We start from the raw sequence: 23,341 nt of genomic DNA on the forward strand, positions 1-23,341 counted from the left end.
TGAACGCTGCCAAGGGGTGCCGTTCGGCCCGTACCAGCGCCCCCGCCCGATTTCGCCGAGATCGCACCGCTGTGCCGTTAGGGCACCACTGGTGGCTTCGGCACGCTGGCATCTGCGCCGGCGGCGGCTGCTCCGGTGACGATCGCGTTGCGTTCGACCTGGGCTTCCTGGCCTTCGCTGTTCTTGACGAACACATCGACCTGACGGAACGCGATCTCGATGCCGTTTTCGTTGAACAGCTGGAAAATCCTCCGGTTGATCTCGTCGGTGGCGCGGCCGCGATCGCCGAGTTCGCGAACGTGGATGATCAGGTCGTGATCCAGGGTGCTTTCGCCGAACACCTGGAACAGCACCAGCGGTTCAGGATCGCGCATCACCCGGGCGTTCTCGTTGGCCGCCTGGTAGAGCAGCCGGCGAACCAGCTCGAGGTCCGAACCGTAGCCGACGCCGACCTTGAGGACCAGGCGCGTCACGGTGTCGGTGAGCGTCCAGTTGATCAGCTGGCTGGTGACGAAAGTCTTGTTCGGCACGATCACCACTTTCTTGTCGGCGTCGGTGATGTGAGTGGCGCGGATCTGGATGCGGTTGACCGAGCCGGTGACGCCGCCGACGGTGACCAGATCGCCGATCCGTACCGGGCGCTCGAAGAGGATGATCAGGCCGGAGATGAAGTTGGCGAAGATTTCCTGCATGCCGAAGCCCAGTCCTACGGACAGCGCCGCAACCAGCCATTGCAGCTTGTCCCAGCTGACCCCGAGGGTCGAGAGCCCGACCACGAGGCCGGCCCCGGTAATCACATAGGACAGTAGCGTGGTCATCGCGTAGGCGCTGCCCTGCGCCAGGCTCAGGCGCGAAAGGACCAGTACCTCCAGCAGGCCCGGCAGGTTGCGCGCCAGCGCCAGGGTGACCGCGACGATGAGCAGGGCGCTGAGCAGATTGAGCAGGCTGATGGGGGTCTGCGTAGCCGTTGCGCCGGTGCCGCTGGTGTAGGTGTACAAGGTGACGTTGTCGAGATACGCGAAGACCCCGATAAGGTCCGCCCAGACCCAGTACAACGCCACCAGGAACAGGCCCAGCAGTGCCAGCCGGATCAAGCGCAGCGACTGCTGGTTGATCTGCTCGATGTCGAGGTTCGGCTCCTCCTGCAGTTCCTGCCCTTCCGGCCCTTCCTTCACCTGCGTCTGGCGCTTCGCGAATGCTCGCTGGTAGGCCAGGCGCCGCGCCGCCACCGACAGCCAGCGCACCGACATGGCTTCCAACAGGATCCAGATCATCACCAGGTAAAGCGTGTCGATCAGGCGGTCGGACAGGCGCAGCGCGGTGTAGTAGTAGCCGAAGCCGACCGCGAGGATCAGCGCGATCGGCAGGGCGATGATGGCCACGCCGATGATCAGGTTGACCGCCTTCTTGCGCGGCCCGCTGAGCAGCGTCTTGCCCAGCAGCCAGGCCATCAGCGCGTAGCAGACCAGCACCACGACGATCCCGATGACGTCCTCGGCGAGGGTCTCGGGCTGCACCTCGGCGATGCTCACCACCGCCAGCAACGCCATCACCACGAAGCCGAGCTTGCGCATCTGCGCCCGCAGGAACGACACCTGGCGGCGCGCCCAGCGGAAATGCAGCTCGGCCAGGCCGCCGCTGTCGAGCACCCGGTAGGCGGTGTAGAACACCAGCCAGGCCTCGGCCATCTGGATCAGCGCCGAGCCCAGGGCGGCGTTCTGGCCGCGCGCGTCATAACGCAGCGCCAGCCCGCAGAGCATCAGGAACAGGCTGCCGGGCAGCGCCAGGAGAATGTAGAGGAACACCGCCAGCGGCGTGTGCAGCTGGCTGTCGTTCTTGTAGTGGCCGATGTCGCCGTGCAGCTTCTGCAGCTTCTGGTGGATGAAACGGCGTCGCCAGAGCAGCACGCCGATGCCCAGCAGCAGCGGAATGAACACCCACGGGCGGCTGCCGAGGCCGGCCAGCAGCTCCTGGGTCAGCGAACTCCACGGCACCCGCGCCACCTGGCTCTCCAGGTAGGACGGCGCCAGGCGCAGCCAGTCCAGCCCCAGCGGCTGGTTGCTGGGAATCCAGAACATTTGCTCTTCGAGCGTGGCGCGCAGGCTCTTGGCGGTGTCCTGCAGCTGCTTCTGGTTGAGCTGCAGGTTGATCGACTCGCTGAGCAGCGAGTTGAGCTCCGTGTTGAGCTGGGCGAGCAGCTCGGCGCGGGTGTCGGCGATGCCCTGCAACGACTGGCGCAGCTCGGGAGTGACCTGCTCCGGCGGCTGCGCGGCGAGCAGCCGGTCGACGTATTCGCTGGGGCGGCCGAGTTTTTCGCGGCGCTGGCTGAGCTCGAACTGGTACAGGCGCAGGTCGGCGATCTCGTCGGCGAGGTTGCTGTCGGTCTTCACCTTCGGCAGCGCCTGCTGCTGCTGGTAAAGAATCTTCGACAGCAGCAGGCTGCCCTTGAGCACGTTGATTTGCTCTTCCAGCGCCTGGTCGGCCTGAGTCAGGTTGTCCAGTTTCTGCCGGGCCTCCAGGTTCAGGCGGTTCAGCTCGCTGAGGCGGTCGGTGGCCTTGAGCAGGTAATCGGAGAGCTGCAGGTTTTCGCTGCTTTCCTGGGCCAGCAGGCTGTCCGGGCTGAGCTTCTGCGCTTCCGCCGACTGGGCCGCGACGGTCTGCTCGGACTGTTCGCGGCGCTTATCGCTGATCAGTTGCTGGAGGTCGAGGATTTCCTTCTCCAGCCGCGCGATGCGCTCCTGCAGGAGGTCGCGCTGGGCGTTGCCGAGGTCCTGCAGCAGGCTGTTGCCGGCCATCTCCTGGCGGCGCAGCTGGGTCTGCACGTCGAGCTGCGCCAGTTCCGCTTCGAGCATGCCGCGGCTTTCGGGGATCAGCGGCTTGCCGTCCAGCTTGCCGGTTTTCAGCGCACTGCTGATTTCCTGGCTGCGCGTCTGGTTGCTGCTGATCTCCGTCTGCGCGCGCTCGGGGCGGGTCTGCGAGGTGATGATCAGGCTGTTGGCGGCGGTGCTCGCCTTCTGCCACTCGTTCAATTGGTTGCTGCGCTCGGCGATCAGTTGCTCGATCTCCGGCACCTTGCTCGCGGCGTAGCGCCTGGCGATGTCCACCGGCGTGCTGGCCTTGAGCTGCGCCAGCTGGTGCTGAGATGTGGCGATCAGGCGTGGCGCTTCGGCGAGCTGCTGCTTGAGGCTGGCCAGGGCCTGCTGGGTCGTGGCGCGCTGGTCGAGCAGACTCAGGGTGCGTTCGAGGGCCTGCTGCACCGCGGCCTGGTCGGCCTCGGCGAGCTTGCGCTGGGCCAGGCCGTCGAGGCTCTGCTGCACGGCATCGCGCGACGGTGGTTCGGCATAAGAGGGTGAAACGCTCAGGCAGAAACCGAGCAGGAGGGCGAAAGGCAGGCAACGCAGAAAGGACATGGCGGCATTCGTGCGGCTGGAAAGACGGCGAGTTTAACAGGCCGTCGCGACCAATAGCCTCAGCCGCTTGCGATGACCCGCGCGCCGCTTCGGGCTAGAGGAACAGCCCCGGCCCCGGTCGGCCGCCCTCGGGAAACCTGACGCCGACCTTGCCGATGCGGTTGCCGTCCATGCTGGCGACGGTCCAGGTCAGGCCCTTCCATTCCACCTGGTCGCCGACGACCGGTTCGCCGCCGATCTGCCGGGCGATGAAGCGGCCCAACGGCTGGCTGCCGTCGAGATCGTCCAGTTGCAGGCCGTAGAGCGCGCCGATGGCGCCCAGCTCGGCGTCGGCCTCGAGCACGAAGTCGCCGAAGAAGCGCAGGTCCTGGCCGCGCTTGGGCGCCTGGCTGAACAGCTTGCCGAGCGCCGGCAGGTCGCGGTCGTGGCCGATCACGCAAAGGATGTCGCCGGCTTCCAGCGTGGTGCTGCCGGACGGGTGAAGCAGGTCGGTGCCGCGGAACAGGGCGGCGATGCGCGTGTCCTCGGGCATCTTCAGCTCGCGCAGGGCGGCGCCGATGCACCATTTCTCCGCGCCGAGGCGATAGACGAACAGCTCCCACTCGCTGGTCGGATGCACTTCCAGCCCGGCGCGGGAGATCGGCGCGGGTGCCGGCGGTACCGTGACGCGCAGCAGCTTGGCGGCCCACGGCAGGCTGGTGCCCTGCACCAGCAGCGACACCAGGACGATGAAGAACGCCAGATTGAAGTACATCTGGGCGTGCGGCAGCCCGGCCATCAGCGGGAACACCGCAAGGATGATCGGCACCGCGCCGCGCAGGCCGACCCAGGCGATGAAGGCTTTCTCGCGGTCGTGGAAGGCGCGGAACGGCCACAGCCCGACCAGCACCGACAGCGGCCGCGCGATCAGGATCATCCACAGCGCCAGGCCCAGCGCCGGGATCGCGATCGGCAGCAGGTCGTGCGGCGTGACCAGCAGGCCGAGGACCAGGAACATGCCGATCTGCGCCAGCCAGGCCATGCCGTCGAGCATGTGCAGGATGCTGTGGCGCGAACGGATCGGGCGGTTGCCGAGCACCAGGCCGCAAAGGTAGACGGCGAGGATGCCGCTGCCGTGCAGGGTATTGGTCAGGGCGAAGATCATCAGCCCGCCGCTGATGACCAGCAGCGGGTAGAGCCCGTGGGCGAGGTGGATACGGTTGATCATCTGCAGCAGCAGCCAGCCGCCGCCGAGGCCGAGCAGCGCGCCGATGCCGAATTCGCTGAGCAGGTGGCCGAGGAAGCCGATGTCGACGCCGGTCTGGCCCTTGGCGAGCATGTCGATCAGGGTCACGGTGAGGAACACCGCCATCGGGTCGTTGCTGCCGGATTCGATCTCCAGGGTGGCGTTGACCCGTTCGTTGAGGCCCTTGCCGCCGAGCAGCGAGAACACCGCGGCAGCATCCGTGGAGCCGACGATGGCGCCGATCAACAGGCCCTGGATCAGGTTCAGGTCGAACAGCCAGGCGGCGGCCATGCCGGTCAGCCCGGTGGTGATCAGCACGCCCACCGTGGCCATCGACAACGCCGGCCAGAGCGCCACGCGGAAGCTGGACACACGGGTGCGCAGGCCGCCGTCGAGGAGGATGATCGCCAGCGCCAGGTTGCCCACCAGGTAGGCCATCGGATAGTTGGAGAAGCCGATGCCGCCGGGACCGTCGATGCCGGCGAGCATGCCGACCGCGAGGATGATCACCAGGATCGGGATGCCCAGGCGCGAGGACAGCGAGCTGACCAGAATGCTCGCACCCACCAGCAACGCGCCGATCAGGAACAGGCTGTTGATGGTGATGGCATCCACGTACGGCTACTCCTCGGGCGGGCGAAAACGACCGCCTCGAACGAGCACGGTCCGACCTATCTATGCAGGTCGCATGCCAGGGATTCTAACCTGAGGTTTTGCGCCGCTGTCAAAAAATGTCCGGCGTTTTCCAGGCGGGCGGCGGAGAGGGGCGAGGTGCATCGCCGAAGGGGGAAAACGTCCCGCCGGGCGGGACGTTCTGGGTGCGCGCGCGCGCGCTGGCTAGAACCAGGTCTCCTGCATGCCCAGGCAGGTGTCGTCGCGGGCTTCGAGGAGCGTCAGCGCCTGGTTGCAGCCCGGCACTTCCCAGGTCAGGAAGTAACGCGCGGCCTGCAGTTTGCCCCGGTAGAAGTCCACATCCGCCGGGTTGCCGCGGGCCAGGCCCTGCTCGGCGCGGATCGCCTGTTCCAGCCAGCGCCAGCCGATCACCGCATGGCCGAACACGTTGAGGTAAAGCGCCGAGTTGGCCAGCGCCTGGTTGACCTTGCCCTGCATCAGGTCGCCGAGCAGCGCCAGGGTGACCGTCGACAGGCGCTGCAGCAGGTGCTCCAGCGGCTGACGCAGCGCGTTGAGCGATTCGTACTCGGCGGCGCGCTGGCAGCAGTCGCCGATCAGCCGGGTCAGTTGCTTGAGGCCGGCGCCGTTGTTCTGCGCCACCTTGCGCCCCAGCAGGTCGAGCGACTGGATGCCGTGGGTGCCTTCATGGATGGGGTTGAGGCGGTTGTCGCGGTAGTACTGCTCCACCGGGTAATCGCGGGTGTAGCCGTGGCCGCCGAGGATCTGCACCGCCAGCTCGTTGGCCTTCAGGCAGAACTCTGAAGGCCAGGACTTGACGATGGGGGTGAGCAGGTCGAGCAGCTCGTGGGCCTGCTTGCGCTCTTCCTCGGTGGCGAGGGTCTGGGTGTCGTCGAACAGGCGCGCGGCGTACAGGCCGAGGTCGAAGGCGCCCTCGACGTAGGCCTTCTGGGTCAGCAGCATGCGCCGCACGTCGGCGTGCTCGATGATCGCCACCTGGGCGCTGCTCGGGTCCTTGCCGTCGGGCAGGCGGCCCTGGGGGCGCTCGCGGGCGTAGTCCAGCGAATACAGGTAGCCGGCGTAGCCGAGCATCACCGCGCCCATGCCGACGCCGATGCGCGCCTCGTTCATCATCTGGAACATGTAGGACAGCCCGGCGTGCGGCTTGCCGACCAGGTAGCCGACGCAGGCGCCGTTGTCGCCGAAGTTCAGCGCCGTCGAGGTGGTGCCGCGCCAGCCCATCTTGTGGAACAGCCCGGCCAGCGCCACGTCGTTGCGCGCGCCCAGCGAGCCGTCGTCCTCGACGAGGAACTTCGGCACGATGAACAGCGAGATGCCCTTCACCCCCGGTGGCGCGTCCGGCAGCTTGGCCAGCACCATGTGCACGATGTTTTCCGAAAGCGGATGGTCGCCACCGGAAATGAAGATCTTGTTGCCCTTGATCCGGTAGCTGCCGTCGCCGGCCGGCTCCGCGCGGGTGCGGATGTCCGACAGCGACGAGCCGGCATGTGGCTCGGTAAGCGCCATGGTGCCGAAGAAGCGCCCCTCGATCATTGGCTCCAGGAAGCGCCGCTTCTGCTCCTCGCTGCCAAAGCTCTCGATCAGGTTGGCCGCGCCCATGGTCAGGAACGGATAGGACGTGGTCGCCGCGTTGGCGGCCTGGAAATGCGCGAAGCAGGCCTGGGACAGCAGCGTCGGCAACTGCATGCCGCCCTGCTCGAAGCTGCGCGCGGCGTTCAGGAAGCCAGCCTCGAGGAAGGCATCGACCGCCGGCTTGACCTCGGGAATCAGCTTCGCCGCGCCGTCGATGTATTCCGGCTCGTTCTCGTCGCCCTTGCGGTTGTGCGGGGCGAAGAACTTCTCGGCGATGTTGCGCGCGGTGCCGATGGCGGCGTCGAAGGTCTCGCGGCTGTGCTCGGCGAAGCGCTCGCGCTGGGTCAGGGCTTCGGCATCGAGCACTTCGTAGAGCTCGAAAGCCAGGTTGCGGGAACTGAGCAGGGTCTCGGACATGGGTACCTCCGGTTGGATCGGGCCAGTCTGGGCCCGCGGATGCGCCTCGACCAGCACCATGCATAAGCGTGATGGAGGCGCAAAAGCCACTGCCGGGGCGGTAGAATTCGCCGCCTGATCCGAGGACCTCCGATGAACTACCGCCACGCCTTCCATGCCGGCAACCATGCCGACGTGCTCAAGCACCTGATCCTGGCCAGGATCATCGCCGCTCTGTCGCGCAAGGAAGCGCCCTTCGCCTACGTTGACAGCCACGCCGGCATCGGCCTGTACGACCTGCAGGGCGACGCCGCCAGTCGGACCGGCGAGTGGTTGGCCGGCATCGGTCGCCTGTGGGACACGCCGATGCCGGCGGCGATGGCCGACTATCGCGCCACCATCGCCGCGCTGAACCCGGCGGGCACGCTGCGCTACTACCCGGGCTCGCCGGAGCTGGCGCGGCGCCTGAGCCGCCCGCAGGATCGCCTGCAACTGAACGAAAAGCACCCCGAAGACGGGCGCCTGCTCAAGGAAAACATGGCCGGCGACCGCCGCGTGGCGGTGCACCTGGGCGAGGGCTGGCACGTGCCGCGGGCGCTGCTGCCGACCCGCGAGAAGCGTGTGCTGATGCTGATCGATCCACCGTTCGAGAAGGCCGACGAACTGCAGCGTTGCGCCCAGGCGCTGCAGGAAGCCATTGCGCGCATGCGCCAGGCCATCGTCGCGATCTGGTATCCGATCAAGGACGAGCGCCAGCTCAAGCGCTTCTACCGCGACCTGCAGCAGAGCGGCGCGCCCAAGCTGCTGCGCGTCGAGCTGCTGGTGCACCCGGCCGACGAGGCGCAACGCCTCAACGGTTCCGGCCTGGCTATCGCCAACCCGCCGTGGGGACTGGAAGAGGAATTGCGCGAGCTGCTTCCGTGGCTCGCCGAGCACCTGGCGCAGAGCGAGGGCGGCTGGCGGCTGGACTGGCTGATCGAGGAGTGAGGCCGCGGCTCAACCGCGCTGACGTGCATCCACGTGATAGGACAGCTGCTGGCGCGGGTTGAGGTACTCCAGCACCTCGACCGGCAATTGCGCCGGACGCAGCGCGCGGGCGATCGCCAGCTGCGGCTCCTGTTCCAGGTCGACGATCAGCGCTTCGTTCTTCGGCACCGTGGCGTCGTAAAGAATCAGCGTCGGCTTCAGCGGCAGGCTCGGGTGCATGGCCAGCACCAGGGCGTAGGCATCATTGTCGAGCTGCACCAGGCTCCCCGGCGGATAGACCCCCATGACGCGGATGAACGCCTTCAGCGCGACGTCGTCGAAGCGCGCGCGCACGGTGAACATCTTCGCCAGCGCCTCGTGCGGGCTCAGGCCGTCGCGCGGGTTGAGCGGGTTGCACAGGTTGTCGAAGTAGTTGGTGATGCAGACCACCCGGCTCAGCCGGCTGATCGACGCCTCGCTCAGCTGGCGCGGATAGCCGCTGCCGTCGCAGTACTCGTGGTGCTCGTGGATGATCCGCAGGATGTCGTCGTCGAACATCAGCCCCTGACCGAGGCGCAGGCCGTAGTCGGTGTGCATCTGCAGCAACTGCTGCTCGGGGCGGGTCAGCGGCGGCGGCTTTAGCAGGACCTTGCTGGGGATGTCCAGCTTGCCGATGTCGTGCAGGACCGCGCCCATGCCCAGGCTGTGGCAAACCTCGGAATCGAAGCCGAGCTGCCGACCCAGCAGCAGCGACAGCACGGTCACGTTCAGCGGATGGTAATAGGCATCGTCCGAGGCTTTGCCGTTGATGCTGTGCAGCACCACGCCGTCTTCGACGAGCAGTACCTCGACCATGTCGGCCACCAGCGCGCCGGCCTCCTTGGTCAGGTCTTCCGGCTGCCGGCGCAGGGTCTGGATCAAGCCCTTGGCGCGCTGGCTGGTCTGCACGAACTTGCGATCGACTTCCGCCAGGCGCTTGCGCAGGACGCTGAGCTTGCGCACGCGCTTCTCGCGGGCGATCTCCTCGGCGCTGGGCGGCGGCGCTTGCACCACCGGCGGGGCTTCGGGCTCGGGCAGTTCCAGCGGGGCGCAATCGCTGCGCGCGGGGTCGTAACGCAGCCGTTTGAGGCCCAGGTCGCGGAGCGCCTTGATCTGCCCCTCGTCCTTGATCTTGAACTTGCTGAACGCGAAGGAATGCTCCCACCAGCCCAGCTCGAGCTGGACATAGAGACCGACGCAGAGCTGGTCGGGAGTGATGTAGACGGGTGTTTCGGGCATGCCTGGCTCGCAAGGCTGATCGGCTGCTGGCTATTTACTGGCATTTTGCACCGTAGTCTAGACCTCGGCGTGTGCCGCGCTCGCGCCGGCGGACCAGGCGCCGCGCTTCACGCTGGCAGGCAGACGCCCGTGCCGCCCAGGCCGCAGTAACCGTTGGGGTTCTTCGCCAGGTATTGCTGGTGATAGGCCTCGGCGTAGTAGAACGTCGGCGCCTGGATGATCTCGGTGGTGATGCCGGCGAATCCAGCCTTCTCCAGTTCGACCTCGAACGCCGCGCGACTGGCTTCGGCGGCCGCGGCCTGCTCGTCGTTCAGCACATGGATCGCCGAGCGGTACTGGGTGCCGACGTCGTTGCCCTGGCGCATGCCCTGGGTCGGGTTGTGCGCTTCCCAGAACACCTTGAGCAGCGTCTCGTAGGAGGTCAGCTGCGGATCGAACACCACCAGCACCATCTCGGTGTGGCCGGTAAGCCCGGAGCAGACCTCGTCGTAGGTGGGGTTCGGCGTGTAACCGCCGGCATAGCCGACCGCGGTGCTCCACACGCCCGGCTGCTGCCAGAAGCGCCGCTCGGCACCCCAGAAGCAACCCAGCCCGAACAGGGCCTGCTGCATGCCGGCGGGGAAGGGCGGCTGCAGCCGGTTGCCGTTCACGTAGTGCGCTTCGGGGACCGGCAGCGGTGTTTCCCGGCCGGGCAGCGCCTGTTCGGGCTGCGGCAGTTCGAGTTTGTGAGCGAGGATTTGCGAGCGCAGAGCCATGGTTGCCTCCGGGACTGAAAAGGGCGCGATTGCCGTTGGATGTCGACGCCTGGACGGACAAGCATGCCGGCAAAGCCGTGGAAAAGTCACCTGCAGGGTTGGACCGGGCGGCGCGACTAAGGTGCGTGCGGGTCAGTTCTGCTGGCGATAGCGGCGCAGCCGCTCGACCAGTTCGGGGCCGGGGATCGGTCGGTCGAACAGGTAGCCCTGGCCGATATCGCAGCGCTGCTTGCGCAGGAAGGCGAGCTGCTCGACGGTCTCGATACCTTCGGCGACGACGGTCAGCTTGAGGTTGTGCGCCATGGCGATCACCGCCGAGGTGATTTCCATGTCGTCCTGGCTGGTGGGGATGTCGTTGATGAAGCTGCGGTCGATCTTCAGCACGTCGATGGGGAATTTCTTCAGGTAGCTCAGCGACGAGTAGCCGGTGCCGAAGTCGTCCATCGCCAGGGTCAGGCCGAGGTCCTTGAGGCGGTTGAGCTGGTCGCGGGTGTCCTCGGTGGCTTCCAGCAGCAGGCCTTCGGTGAGTTCCAGCTCGAGCAGCGAGGCGGGCAGGCGCTCTTCCTCGAGGATGCTGGTGATGGAGCCGACCAGGTCGGGATCGGAGAACTGCTTGGGCGACAGGTTGATGGCGATCTTCAGGTTGCCGAAGCCCTGCGCGGTGAGTTCCTGGCTGGTGCGGCAGGCCTGGCGAACCAGCCACTTGCCGATCGGGATGATCAGCCCGGTTTCCTCGGCCACGCCGATGAACTGGTCGGGGCGGATCATCCCGCGCTCCGGGTGGTTCCAGCGCAGCAGCGCTTCCATGCCCAGCAGCTTGCCGGTGCGCAGGCAGAGCTTGGGCTGGTAGAAGACTTCCAGCTCGTTCTGGGTCAGCGCGCGACGCAGGTTGTTCTCGACGAACAGCTTGTAGCTGGCCTCGGCATTCATCGCCTCGGTGAACACCTGCAACTGGTGCTTGCCGTTGGCCTTGGCCTTGTGCAGCGCCAGGCCGGCGTGCTTCATCAGCGTCTGCGGGTCGCGCCCGTGGTCGGGCGAGCAGGCCAGGCCGACCGATCCGGTGACGCTGATCAGCTGGTTGTCGACGAACAGCGGCTTGTCCAGCAGGTGCAGTACCTGGTTGGCATGGCGCTGGCCGGTCTCCAGGTCGGTCTTGGTCAGCAGCACGGCGAACTCGTTGCTGGCGAAGCGCGCCAGGGTGCCGTTCGGCGCCAGGCTGTTGCGCAGGCGCCGCGCCAGGTTGACCAGCAGCTTGTCGCCGGTCTGGTGGCCGAGGCTGTCGTTGATTCGCTTGAAGTTGTCGATGTCCACCAGCAGCAGGCTGACCGGCACGTCGGCGTCGCGCTCGAAATGTTCCTCGAGGCTGCGGATGAAGTGCGGGCGATTGCCCAGGCCGGTGAGGTTGTCGGTGTAGGCCAGGCGCTCGATGCGCTGGTGCGCCAGCTTGTTCTCGGTGACGTCTTCGTAGATGCCGATGTAGTGGGTCAGCTCGCCTTCGGTGCCGTAGACCTTGGAGATCGACAGCTGGCCCCAGTAGGGCTCCAGGTTCTTCCGCCGGCTGCGGAATTCGCCTTGCCAGCTGTTGGTGGTGGCCAGGCTGGAGTTGTCGTCGAAGAGCAGTTCGCTGAGGTTTTCCAGCGCCGGCAGCTCCGACAGGCGTCGGTTCTGCACTTCCTCGACGCTGTACTGGGTGATCGAGGTGAAGCTCGGGTTGACGTATTCCACCAGACCGTCGCAGTCGACCAGCAGGAAGGCGCTTGCACTCTGTTCGACGGCGCGCTGGAACAGGTGCAGTGCGCTGGCGGCGTTGCGTCTCTGGTGGTTGGCCAGGACCTGCGCGTACTGGTCGGCCAGTTCGCCAGCGAAGGCCACCTCGTCGGTCTGCCATTCGCGCTGGCCGCCGGTGTGCTCCAGGCACAGCACGCCGACCAGCTCGCCGCCGACACGGATGCCGGCGGCGAGCAGCGCGGCGATCCCCACGGGCTGCAGGTAGGTTTCGCCCAGTTCGCGGGTGCGCGGATCCTGCTGGGCATTGCTGGCTTCGATCGCACGGCCGCCGTTGAGCGCTTCCAGGTAGCGCTTGAAGGGCCGCGCATCCAGGGCGAGCGGCTGTTCGTGCCGGTCGATGTCGCGGCGATACAGCGCCACCGGCTCAAGCCGCTCGTTGGCCAGGTTCCAGATGCTGGCGCGGGCCACGGCGTAGGTCTCGCAGGCGGCTTGGGTGATCAGCTCGGCGGCTTCGCGCAGGGGGTCGCTGGAGTTGTAGCGGTGCCGCGCCAGACGCAGGATCAGGCTCTGCTGCGCGCGCGAGCGGACCAGGTGCTGCAGGTGGTCGTCCTGGGTCTGCTGGTAAAGCTGCAGCGACGCGCGCAGGCGCGCGTTCTGCGCCTCCAGTTCGCTCTCCAGCTCGCTCTCGCCGGCCACTGCGGCGGCATCGTCGATGATCATCAGGTAGCCGCGCAGCAGTTGGCGCTTGTGCTGCTGGAAGCCTTCGCCGATCTCGATCACCTGCAGCGGTCGCTCCGGCGTGTGCAGGGTGTAGCGCACCGTGTAGTGCGGCGCCTGCTGGAGTTGTTGCTGGATGACATCGTGCAGCCGGTAGCGGGCTTCGGGCTCCATCAGGCTGGCGAAGGGGCTGCCTATCAGGGCGCAGAGCTCGCTGGCGGGCAGTCCCAGGCGTTGCTCGCAGGCCGGATCGAGGAACAGCAAAGCCCAGCTGGCCTCGTTCAGCCGCTCGAAACGCAGCATTCCCAACCGAGAGGGCACGGGGAGTTGCGTAACTACCTCGACCGCCGGACGGCTGGCGGGATCGGGATGGTTCTTCATTCGGGCGGCTGCTTCCGGTTTTAGGACCTGGGTAGGGGCGTCGGCCCGTCAATGTGTCGGGCAAGGGTGCATCAAAGTCTCTGCCGCTGACAAGCGTAGAGGCACTTTGGCAGCACTCTGCGGGAAGTACCTGTTTTAACAGACATTCGGTAGGGTTTTTTTGCGGACTGCCCAGTCAAAAAAAAGCCCCGCTGGGAGGCGGGGCCGAGGAACGAGCGTGGCGTGCTCGAGCAAGGGGCCGGCAGGCCGCGTGGCTCGCCGGAAAACCGTTACAGCAACAGCGTGCGGATATCGCCGAGCAGTTCGCCGAGACGCTTGGTATAGCGCGCGGCGGCGGCACCGTTGATCACCCGGTGGTCGTAGGAAAGCGACAACGGCAGCATCAGGCGCGGCTGGAAGGTCTTGCCGTCCCAGACCGGCTGGATGGTTGCCTTGGAGACACCCAGGATCGCCACTTCCGGCGCGTTGACGATCGGCGTGAAGCCGGTGCCGCCAATGTGCCCAAGGCTGGAGATGGTGAAGCAGGCGCCCTGCATGTCGTCGGCGGCGAGCTTCTTGGTGCGTGCCTTTTCCGCCAGTGCGGCGGCTTCGGCGGCCAGTTGCAGCAGGCTCTTCTGGTCGACGTTCTTGATCACCGGGACCAGCAGGCCGTCCGGTGTGTCAACGGCGAAGCCGATGTTCACGTACTTCTTGCGGATCAGCGCCTTGCCGCTGGGGGCCAGCGCACTGTTGAAGTCCGGCAGTTCCTTCTGCAGGTGCGCGCAGGCCTTGAGCAGCAGCGGCAGCACGGTCAGCTTGACGCCGGCTTTTTCGGCGACGGCTTTCTGCGCAACGCGGAAGGCCTCCAGCTCGGTGATGTCGGCCGAGTCGAACTGGGTCACGTGCGGCACGTTCAGCCAGCTGCGGTGCAGGTTGGCGGCGCCGACCTGCATCAGGCGGGTCATCGGCACTTCTTCGACTTCGCCGAACTTGCTGAAGTCGATTTCCGGCACTGGCGGAATGCCCGCGCCGCCGGTTGCGCCCGCGGCGGCGGCTGGCGCGCTCTTGGCTTTCTGCAGCTGCGCCTTGACGAAGGCCTGCACGTCTTCCTTGACGATCCGGTCGCGCGGACCGCTGGCGGTGACGTCGGCGAGATCGACGCCGAATTCGCGCGCCAGCATGCGGACCGCCGGGCCGGCGTGGACTTTCTTGCCGGCCTTGCTCGGTGCAGCCGCGGCCGGCGCAGGCGCTGCCGATGCCTGGGGCTCGGTGACGCCCTGCTTGTTCGGTGCGACGGCCTGTTGCGGCGTGGCCGCTTCGGTCTTCGCCGCGGCCTTGGCCGGAGCGGCGCCCGCGACCTTGAGCACGAGGATCAGATCGCCGGTCTTGGCCTGGTCACCGACCTTGACCGCCAGGCTTTCCACCACGCCGGCTTTCGGCGAAGGGATTTCCATGCTGGCCTTGTCGGATTCCAGGGTGATCAGCGACTGGTCGGCTTCGACGGTGTCGCCGACCTTGACCAGCACTTCGATGATGTTGGCTTCACCGCTGGAACCGATGTCCGGAACCTTGACCTCTTCGCTGCTTTCGCCCGCGGGCTCGGCGGCCGCTTCGGGGTCGGCAGGCTTGGCGTCGCTCTTCGGTGCGGCAGCGGGGGCGCTGGCGGCCTTGGCGGGTTTGGCCTTGGCGGCGCCTTTCAGGACCAGGATCAGGTCGCCGGTGCCGACTTCGTCGCCGACCTTGACCGACAGGCTTTCCACCACGCCGGCGGCCGGCGAGGGGATTTCCATGCTGGCCTTGTCGGATTCCAGGGTGATCAGCGACTGCTCGGCTTCGATGGTGTCGCCCGGCTTGACCGACACTTCGATGACGCTGGCCTTGGCGCTGGAGCCGATATCCGGAACCTTGATCTCCTGCGCTTCGCCTTCGCCGGCGGATGCCGAGGCATCGTCGTCGCCCGGCGGCGTCGGCGCTTCGGACTCTTCCGGAGCCTCCTGGGTCTCGCCCACGGCGGCCTTGGGTTCGGCGGATGCCTGCTCGCTGGCGGCGCCGTCGGCGCTTTCCAGGTCGATCAGCAGGTCACCGGTCTTCAGGTTGTCGCCCATCTTGAAATGCAGCGCGACGACCTTGCCCGCTTTGGGCGCCGGGATTTCCATGCTGGCTTTGTCGGACTCGAGGGTGACCAGGCCCTGTTCGGCTTCGACGACGTCGCCGACCTTGACCAGTACCTCGATGACCTCGCCTTCGCCGCTGCCGATATCGGGTACGCGAATGGTTTCACTCACAATATGTTCTCCTGTTCGCTCGCGTTATCAGCAATCAAGCGGGTTGCGTTTCTCGGGATCGATGCCGAACTTGGCGATGGCTTCGGCCACCACTTTGCGTTCGACCGAACCGCGATCGGCAAGTGCTTGCAGCGCGGCGAGGCTGACCCAGCGGCGGTCGACTTCGAAGAAGTCGCGCAATTTCTTGCGGCTGTCGCTGCGGCCGAAACCGTCGGTGCCCAGGACCTGGTATTCCTTGCTCGGAACCCATTGGCGAATCTGGTCGGCGAACAGCTTCATGTAGTCGGTCGATGCGACGACCGGGCCATGACGTCCTTCCAGGCAGGTTTCGACGTAGGTCTTGCGCGGCTCTTCGGCCGGGTGCAGGCGGTTCCAGCGGTCCACCGCCAGGCCGTCGCGACGCAGTTCGTTGAAGCTGGTGACGCTCCAGATGTCGGCGCCGACGCCGAATTCGGCGAGCAGCTCGGCTGCAGCGCGGACTTCGGTGAGGATGGTGCCGCAACCCAGCAACTGGACGCGGTGGGCGAAGTCGCCCTTGGCTTCCTCTAGCAGGTACATGCCGCGGATGATGCCCTCTTCCACGCCTTCCGGCATGGCCGGCTGCTGGTAGTTCTCGTTCATCACGGTGATGTAGTAGTAGACGCTTTCCTGCTTCTCCATCATCTGATAAACGCCGTGGCGCATGATCACGGCCAGCTCGTAGGCGTAGGTCGGGTCGTAGCTGCGGCAGTTCGGGATGGTGCTAGCGAGGATGTGGCTGTGGCCGTCCTCGTGCTGCAGGCCTTCGCCGTTTAGCGTGGTGCGCCCGGAGGTGCCGCCGAGCAGGAAGCCGCGGGTCTGCGCGTCGCCGGCGGCCCAGGCGAGGTCGCCGATACGCTGGAAGCCGAACATCGAATAGAAGATGTAGACCGGCAGCATCGGCGTGTTGTAGTTGCTGTAGGCGGTGCCGGCAGCGACGAAGGAGGAGAACGCGCCGGCCTCGTTGAGGCCTTCCTGGAGGATTTGGCCGTCCTTCTCTTCGCGGTAGTACATCACCTGATCGCGGTCGACCGGCTCGTACAGCTGACCTACCGGGGAATAGATGCCAAGCTGGCGGAACATCCCTTCCATGCCGAAGGTGCGCGCTTCGTCAGCCAGGATCGGCACGATGCGCTTGCCCAGTTCCTTGTCCTTGACCAGCGAAGCGAGGATCCGGCCGAAGGCCATGGTGGTGGAGATTTCGCGATCGCCGGAACCGTCGAGCACGGCTTTCAGGGTTTCCAGCGGCGGGGTCGGGATGCTCACGCTGGTGTGGCGGCGTTGCGGCAGGTGGCCGCCGAGCTTCTCGCGGCACTTGCGCAGGTACTTCATCTCCGCGCTGTCTTCTTCCGGACGATAGAAGGGCAGGTCATGGAGCTGCGAGTCATTGAGCGGGATGTCGAAGCGGTCGCGGAATTTCTTCAGGCTCTCGATATCGACTTTCTTGGTGTTGTGCGCGGTGTTCTTCGCTTCACCGGCGCCGGTGCCGTAGCCCTTGATGGTCTTGGCCAGGATGACCGTCGGCTGACCCTTGTGGTTGACCGCCTGGTGGTAGGCCGCATAGACCTTGTAGGGGTCGTGGCCGCCGCGGTTGAGCTTCCAGATCTCGTCGTCGGTGAGTTTCTCGACGCGCTTGAGCAGTTCCGGATCGGCACCGAAGAAGTGCTTGCGCACGAAGGCGCCGTCCTTGGCCTTGTAGTTCTGGTAGTCGCCGTCGATCACCTCGTCCATGCGGCGCTGCATGCGGCCGTCTTCGTCCTCGGCGAACAGCGGGTCCCACATGCGGCCCCAGATGACCTTGTTGACGTTCCAGTTGGCGCCGCGGAAGTTGCCTTCCAGTTCCTGGATGATCTTGCCGTTGCCGCGAACTGGGCCGTCGAGGCGCTGCAGGTTGCAGTTGATGACGAAGATCAGGTTGTCCAGGTTCTCGCGACCGGCCAGGGAAATGGCACCGAGGGTTTCCGGCTCGTCGGTCTCGCCGTCGCCGATGAAGCACCAGACCTTCTGTTTGCCGGCGGGGATGAAGCCGCGGTTTTCCAGGTACTTCATGAAGCGCGCCTGGTAGATCGCCTGGATCGGGCCGAGGCCCATGGAGACGGTCGGGAACTGCCAGAAGTCCGGCATCAGGTGCGGGTGCGGGTAGGACGAGAGGCCGCCGCCATCGACTTCCTGGCGGAAGTTGTTCATCTGGTCTTCGGACAGGCGGCCCTCGAGGAAGGCGCGGGCATAGATGCCCGGCGACGCGTGGCCCTGGTAGTAGATCAGGTCGCCGCCGTGTTCTTCGGTCGGGGCCTGGAAGAAGTAGTTGAAGCCGATGTCGTACAGCGTCGCGCTGGAGGCGAAGGTGGAGATGTGGCCACCCAGGTCCGGGTCCTTCATATTCGCGCGCATCACCATCGCCAGGGCGTTCCAGCGAACCAGCGAGCGGATGCGGCGTTCCATGAACAGGTCGCCAGGCATGCGTGCTTCGTGGGTGACGGGGATGGTATTGCGATACGGCGTGGTGATCGCGTAGGGCAGCTGAGTACCGCTGCGAGTAGCGAGTTCACCCATGCGGGTCATCAGGTAGTGGGCGCGGTCTTCGCCTTCGCGGTCCAGGACCGACTCAAGGGCGTCCAGCCATTCCTGGGTTTCGACGGGATCGAGATCTTGCATGGCTTGCTCCAGGGCGGAAAGGCAACCAAAATCGGCCGCCTGTAACACCACCGGCCTTGTGGGCCGGAAGTGGCTAAATTCTTGGATGTGCCGGTCATTCGGCCTTGTAGTTTTACTACATTCCGGCGCCGGTTTCACCCATTCGGGCACATTGCCCAGTAGTAAAACTACAATAACAACGGCTTCTTCATTGCCAGCGTGGGCTTTCGGTAGGGGCGGAAAACCTCTTTCGCATCCCCCGGCGGCAATCCGCAGCCGACAAGGATAGACCATGAACCTGCCCCCACTCGTCGCCGTGCCGGATGTCCTGCAAAGCGGCGCCGAACGCGCGGAACAGGCCTTGCGCACTGCCGCAGCGACCCTCGGCGACAGCGCCGAGCAGCGCCTTTCCAGCTGGCCCGCACCGCGCCACGCGGACTTCCTGAGGGTGGCCGCCGCCAGCGATTTCGTCGCCGAGCAGGCCACGCGCAGCCCAGAAGCCTTTCTCGATCTGGCCGATTCCGGCGAGCTGGAGCGTTCTCTGCAGACCGGCGAACTGCGCGATCAGTTGCACCGCCTGCTTGCCGAATGCACAGACGAGGACGACCTCGCGCGGCGCCTGCGACGTTTTCGCAACCGCCAGCAGGTGCGCATCATCTGGCGCGACCTGACGCGCCAGGCCGACCTGATCGAAACCTGCCGCGACCTCTCCGAGCTGGCCGACGTGTGCATCGACGAGGCCTACCGCTGGCTTTACCCGCGCCTCTGCGCACAGTTCGGCACGCCGATCGGCAAGCGCTCCGGCGAGGCCCAGCAGCTGGTCGTGCTGGGCATGGGCAAGCTCGGCGCCGGTGAATTGAACCTGTCCTCGGACATCGACCTGATCTTCGGCTTCCCGGAGGGTGGCGAAACCCAGGGCGTGAAGCGCGCGCTGGATAACCAGGAATTCTTCGTGCGCCTCGGCCAGCGGCTGATCAAGGCGCTCGACAGCATCACCGTCGACGGCTTCGTGTTCCGCGTCGACATGCGCCTGCGTCCCTACGGTTCCGCCGGTGCCCTAGTGTTCAGTTTCAGCGCGCTGGAGCAGTACTACCAGGACCAGGGGCGCGACTGGGAACGCTACGCGATGATCAAGGCGCGGGTGGTCGGCGGCGACCGCCAGGCCGGGGAGCAACTGCTCGACCACCTGCGCCCGTTCGTCTACCGGCGTTACCTGGATTTCTCGGCGATCGAGGCGCTGCGCCTGCTCAAGCAGATGATCCAGCAGGAAGTCCGGCGCAAGGGGATGGACGAGAACATCAAGCTCGGCGCCGGCGGGATTCGCGAGGTCGAGTTCATCGCCCAGGTGTTCCAGCTGATCCACGGCGGCCGCGACCTGAGCCTGCAGCAGCGCTCCCTGTTCAAGGTGCTGGCAACCCTCGAAGGGCAGGGCTACCTGCCGGCGGCGGTGATCGCCGAGCTGCGCGACGGCTACGCCTTCCTGCGCTACACCGAACACGCCTTGCAGGCGATCGCCGACCGCCAGACGCAGATGCTCCCCGACGGCACGCTGGAGCGCGCGCGGGTCGCCTTCATCATGGGTTTCCCGGACTGGGCCGCGTTCCACGAGCGCCTCAGCCACTGGCGCGAGCGCATCGACTGGCACTTCCGCCAGGTGATCGCCGACCCCAACGAGGAAGAGAACCTGCCGAGCCAGGCCAGCGTCGGCGGCGAGTGGCTGCCGCTGTGGGAAGACCGCATGGAAGAGGAGGCCATCGACCGGCAACTGCTGGATGCCGGCTTCGTCGATCCCTTCGCCGCGCGCAAGCGCCTCGCCGAACTGCGCAACGGGCCGCAGGCGCGCGCCATGCAGCGCCTGGGTCGCGAGCGGCTGGACGCCTTCATCCCGCGGCTGCTGAGCATGGCCGCCGAACACCAGGACCCGGACCGGGTGCTGGAGCGCGTGCTGCCGCTGGTCGAAGCCGTGGTGCGGCGCTCCGCCTACCTGGTGCTGCTGACGGAAAACCCCGGAGCCTTGCAGCGGCTGATCGCCCTCTGCGTCGCCAGTCCATGGATCGCCGGGCACATCGCGCGCTACCCGATCCTGCTCGACGAGCTGCTCAACGAAGGACGGCTGTTCAACCCGCCGAACGCGCCGGAGCTGGCCGCCGAACTGCAGGAGCGACTGCTGCGGATTCCCGAGGACGACCTCGAGCAGCAGATGGAAGCGCTGCGCCACTTCAAGCTGGCCCACGGGCTGCGCGTGGCGGCCTCGGAAATCAGCGGCTCGCTGCCGTTGATGAAGGTCAGCGATTACCTGACCTGGCTCGCCGAGGCGATTCTCGACCAGGTGCTGGCGCTGGCCTGGCGCCATACGGTGGCGCGCCACGGCGCGCCGAAACGTGCCGATGGCAGCCCTTGCGATCCGGATTTCGTCATCGTCGGCTACGGCAAGGTCGGCGGCATCGAGCTGGGCCACGGTTCCGATCTCGACTTGGTGTTCATCCACGACGGCGATCCGCAGGCGGAAACCGACGGGCCCAAGCCGATCGACGGCGCGCAGTTCTTCACCCGCCTCGGTCAGCGGATCATTCACCTGCTCACCGCGCACACCAACTCCGGCCAGCTCTACGAGGTCGACATGCGCCTGCGTCCGTCCGGCGCGGCCGGGCTGCTGGTGAGTTCGCTGGGCGCCTTCGCCCGCTACCAGGAAACCGAGGCCTGGACCTGGGAACACCAGGCGCTGGTGCGCGCCCGCGTGCTGGTGGGCAATCGCCGGGTCGGCGAAGGCTTCGAACAGGTGCGCGCCCGCGTGCTCGGCCGCGAGCGCGATCTGCCGACCCTGCGCCAGGAGGTCAGCGAGATGCGCGCCAAGATGCGCAGCAACCTCGGCACCCCGATAACCGCCGCCGGCACCGCGGCGAACGCCTTCGCCGCCACCGTCGGCTACGACCTCAAGCAGGACGCCGGAGGTATCGTCGATATCGAATTTATGGTGCAATACGCGGCCTTGGCCTGGTCGCACGGGCATCCCGAGCTGCTGCGCTACACCGATAACATCCGCATTCTGGACGGCCTGGCTGATGCCGGACTGCTCCCGGCCGAAGACGTCGCCCTGCTACAGGAAGCCTACAAGACCTACCGCTCCGTGGCGCATCGTCAGGCGCTGGAAAAGCTTCCGGGCGTGGTCCCAGGCGATCAGTTGCAGGCCGAGCGGCGCGCCGTGATGCGCATCTGGCGGACGCTGGGGCTGAGCTGAATCCCGGCGCGTCGCCAACCCGTATTAGTTGTACGAACCGAACCTTGAGGAGCTGGCAGTTATGTCGATGTCCGACCGCGATGGCGTGATCTGGTATGACGGCGAAATGGTGCAGTGGCGCGACGCTACCACCCATGTGCTGACCCACACCCTGCACTACGGCATGGGCGTGTTCGAAGGCGTGCGTGCCTACGAAACCCCGCAGGGCACGGCGATCTTCCGCCTGCAGGCGCACACCGACCGGCTGTTCGATTCGGCGCACATCATGAACATGAAGATCCCGTTCACCAAGGACGAGATCAACGAGGCGACCCGCGCCGCCGTGCGCGAGAACAACCTGGCTTCGGCATACATCCGTCCGATGGTGTTCTACGGATCGGAAGGCATGGGCATCCGCGCCGACAACCTGAAGGTCCACGTCATCGTCGCTGCCTGGCACTGGGGCGCGTACATGGGTGAAGAAGCGCTGAAGAGCGGCATCAAGGTGCGCACCAGTTCCTTCACCCGCCACCACGTGAACATCTCGATGACCCGCGCCAAGTCCAACGGCGCCTACATCAACTCCATGCTGGCCCTGCAGGAAGCGGTTTCCGGCGGCGCCGACGAGGCGCTGATGCTGGACCCGGAAGGCTACGTCGCCGAAGGCTCCGGCGAGAACATCTTCCTGATCCGCGAAGGCCGCCTGTACACCCCCGAGGTGACCGCCTGCCTGAACGGCATCACCCGCGGTACCGTGCTGATCCTGGCCAAGGAACTCGGCCTGGAAATCGTCGAGAAGCGCATCACCCGCGACGAGGTGTACATCGCCGATGAAGCCTTCTTCACCGGTACCGCCGCCGAAGTCACGCCGATCCGTGAAGTCGATGGCCGGCAGATCGGCGGCGGCAGCCGTGGTCCGATCACCGAGAAGCTGCAGAAAGCCTACTTCGACCTGGTCAGCGGCAAGACCGACGGCCACGCCGACTGGCGTACCCTGGTCAAGTAAGTCGCCGGACCTTCCCGGCGAAGCCCGGCGCGAGGCGGCCCTGCGCCGCGTCCGTCGGGCTCGGGCGGTCCGCGCCTCGAGTCCCTTATGAATATTCTGATCATCGGCCCGAGCTGGGTAGGCGACATGGTGATGGCGCAGACGCTGTTCGCCTGCCTGAAACAGCGCCATCCCGGCTGCGCCATCGATGTGCTGGCGCCTGAGTGGAGCCGGCCGATCCTCGAACGGATGCCCGAAGTGCGCGAGGCGCTGAGCTTCCCGCTCGGCCACGGCGTACTCGATCTCGCCGCTCGCCGGCGCATCGGTGCCGGCCTCAAGGGGCGCTACCAGCAGGCGATCCTGTTGCCGAACTCGCTGAAGTCGGCGCTGGTGCCGTTCTTTGCCGGGATTCCCAAGCGCACCGGCTGGCGCGGTGAGATGCGCCTGGGCCTGCTCAACGACATCCGCAAGCTGGACAAGGACCGTTATCCGCTGATGATCGAGCGCTTCATGGCGCTCGCCTACGAGCCTGGCGCCGCGTTGCCGCAACCCTATCCGCGGCCGGCGCTGGCAATCGACCCGGGCAGCCGCGACGCCGCGCTGGCCACGTTCGGCCTGCAACTGGATCGTCCGGTGCTGGCGATGTGTCCCGGCGCCGAGTTCGGCGAAGCCAAGCGCTGGCCGGTGGAGCACTACGCCAAGGTCGCCGAGCTGAAGATTCGCGAAGGCTGGCAGGTCTGGCTGTTCGGCTCGAAGAACGATCACCCGGTGGGCGAGGAAATCCGCGCGCGGCTGATCCCCGGCCTGCGCGAGGAAGCGCTGAACCTGGCGGGCGACACCTCGCTGGCCGAGGCCATCGACCTGCTCTCCTGCGCCGCCGCCGTGGTCTCCAACGACTCCGGCCTGATGCACGTGGCCGCGGCGCTGAACCGCCCGCTGGTGGCGGTGTACGGCTCCACCTCGCCGCAGTTCACCCCGCCGCTGGCGGACCAGGTGGAGGTGGTGCGCCTGGGGCTGGAATGCAGCCCGTGTTTCGAGCGCACCTGCCGCTTCGGTCACTACAACTGCCTGCGCCAGCTCGAGCCGCGCCCGGTGCTGGATGCCCTCGGCCGGCTGGTCGGCGACCCGCTCGAGGTGAGCTGAC

Annotated in this window: 12 protein-coding genes; 4 read left to right on the forward strand and 8 right to left on the reverse strand. The window is 66.5% G+C overall.

What is annotated here, in order from left to right; all coding sequences use genetic code 11:
* Window positions 1-77: 77 nt before the first annotated feature.
* From mscK to QMX85_RS09980, 3 genes are all read right to left on the reverse strand, one after another.
* The gene (mscK, locus tag QMX85_RS09970) at window positions 78-3,410 is read right to left on the reverse strand and encodes a mechanosensitive channel MscK (protein WP_282340466.1); all 3,333 of its coding nucleotides are present in this window, start codon (window positions 3,408-3,410) and stop codon (window positions 78-80) included.
* Window positions 3,411-3,504: 94 nt separating this feature from the next.
* Complete coding sequence (locus tag QMX85_RS09975; protein ID WP_282340468.1) at window positions 3,505-5,250, reverse strand: potassium/proton antiporter; 1,746 nt, start codon at window positions 5,248-5,250, stop codon at window positions 3,505-3,507.
* Window positions 5,251-5,472: 222 nt separating this feature from the next.
* Window positions 5,473-7,275, reverse strand: a complete 1,803-nt coding sequence (locus QMX85_RS09980; protein ID WP_282340470.1) for an acyl-CoA dehydrogenase — start codon at window positions 7,273-7,275, stop codon at window positions 5,473-5,475.
* Window positions 7,276-7,407: 132 nt separating this feature from the next.
* On the opposite strand from QMX85_RS09980, the gene rlmJ reads away from it, so the two are divergent.
* Entirely contained in the window at window positions 7,408-8,241 is an 834-nt protein-coding gene (gene rlmJ / locus QMX85_RS09985) for a 23S rRNA (adenine(2030)-N(6))-methyltransferase RlmJ (RefSeq protein ID WP_282340471.1), read from the forward strand.
* 9 nt (window positions 8,242-8,250) lie between these two features.
* Here the strand turns inward: rlmJ and QMX85_RS09990 are convergent, their stop codons facing one another.
* From QMX85_RS09990 to aceE, 5 genes are all read right to left on the reverse strand, one after another.
* The gene (locus tag QMX85_RS09990) at window positions 8,251-9,498 is read right to left on the reverse strand and encodes an HD-GYP domain-containing protein (RefSeq protein WP_282340472.1); all 1,248 of its coding nucleotides are present in this window, start codon (window positions 9,496-9,498) and stop codon (window positions 8,251-8,253) included.
* Window positions 9,499-9,605: 107 nt separating this feature from the next.
* Entirely contained in the window at window positions 9,606-10,253 is a 648-nt protein-coding gene (gene msrA, locus QMX85_RS09995) for a peptide-methionine (S)-S-oxide reductase MsrA (protein ID WP_273229848.1), read from the reverse strand.
* Between the two features lie 132 nt (window positions 10,254-10,385).
* Window positions 10,386-13,079 (reverse strand): EAL domain-containing protein, encoded by a 2,694-nt coding sequence (locus QMX85_RS10000; RefSeq protein ID WP_282340476.1) that lies wholly within the window; start codon window positions 13,077-13,079, stop codon window positions 10,386-10,388.
* Between the two features lie 269 nt (window positions 13,080-13,348).
* The gene (gene aceF, locus QMX85_RS10005) at window positions 13,349-15,343 is read right to left on the reverse strand and encodes a dihydrolipoyllysine-residue acetyltransferase (RefSeq protein ID WP_282340478.1); all 1,995 of its coding nucleotides are present in this window, start codon (window positions 15,341-15,343) and stop codon (window positions 13,349-13,351) included.
* A gap of 27 nt (window positions 15,344-15,370) precedes the next feature.
* Entirely contained in the window at window positions 15,371-18,016 is a 2,646-nt protein-coding gene (gene aceE / locus QMX85_RS10010) for a pyruvate dehydrogenase (acetyl-transferring), homodimeric type (RefSeq protein WP_090225748.1), read from the reverse strand.
* A 271-nt stretch (window positions 18,017-18,287) separates the two neighbouring features.
* On the opposite strand from aceE, the gene glnE reads away from it, so the two are divergent.
* From glnE to waaF, 3 genes are all read left to right on the forward strand, one after another.
* On the forward strand, window positions 18,288-21,233 hold the full coding sequence (glnE, locus tag QMX85_RS10015; RefSeq protein WP_282340480.1) for a bifunctional [glutamate--ammonia ligase]-adenylyl-L-tyrosine phosphorylase/[glutamate--ammonia-ligase] adenylyltransferase: 2,946 nt from the start codon (window positions 18,288-18,290) through the stop codon (window positions 21,231-21,233).
* 61 nt (window positions 21,234-21,294) lie between these two features.
* Window positions 21,295-22,218, forward strand: coding sequence for a branched-chain amino acid transaminase (locus QMX85_RS10020; RefSeq protein ID WP_282340482.1), 924 nt, complete (start codon window positions 21,295-21,297; stop codon window positions 22,216-22,218).
* Between the two features lie 87 nt (window positions 22,219-22,305).
* Complete coding sequence (waaF, locus tag QMX85_RS10025; protein WP_282340484.1) at window positions 22,306-23,340, forward strand: lipopolysaccharide heptosyltransferase II; 1,035 nt, start codon at window positions 22,306-22,308, stop codon at window positions 23,338-23,340.
* Window position 23,341 lies beyond the last annotated feature (1 nt).

This window comes from Pseudomonas sp. PS02288 (assembly GCF_029959715.1).
Lineage (GTDB): Bacteria > Pseudomonadota > Gammaproteobacteria > Pseudomonadales > Pseudomonadaceae > Pseudomonas_O > Pseudomonas_O kuykendallii.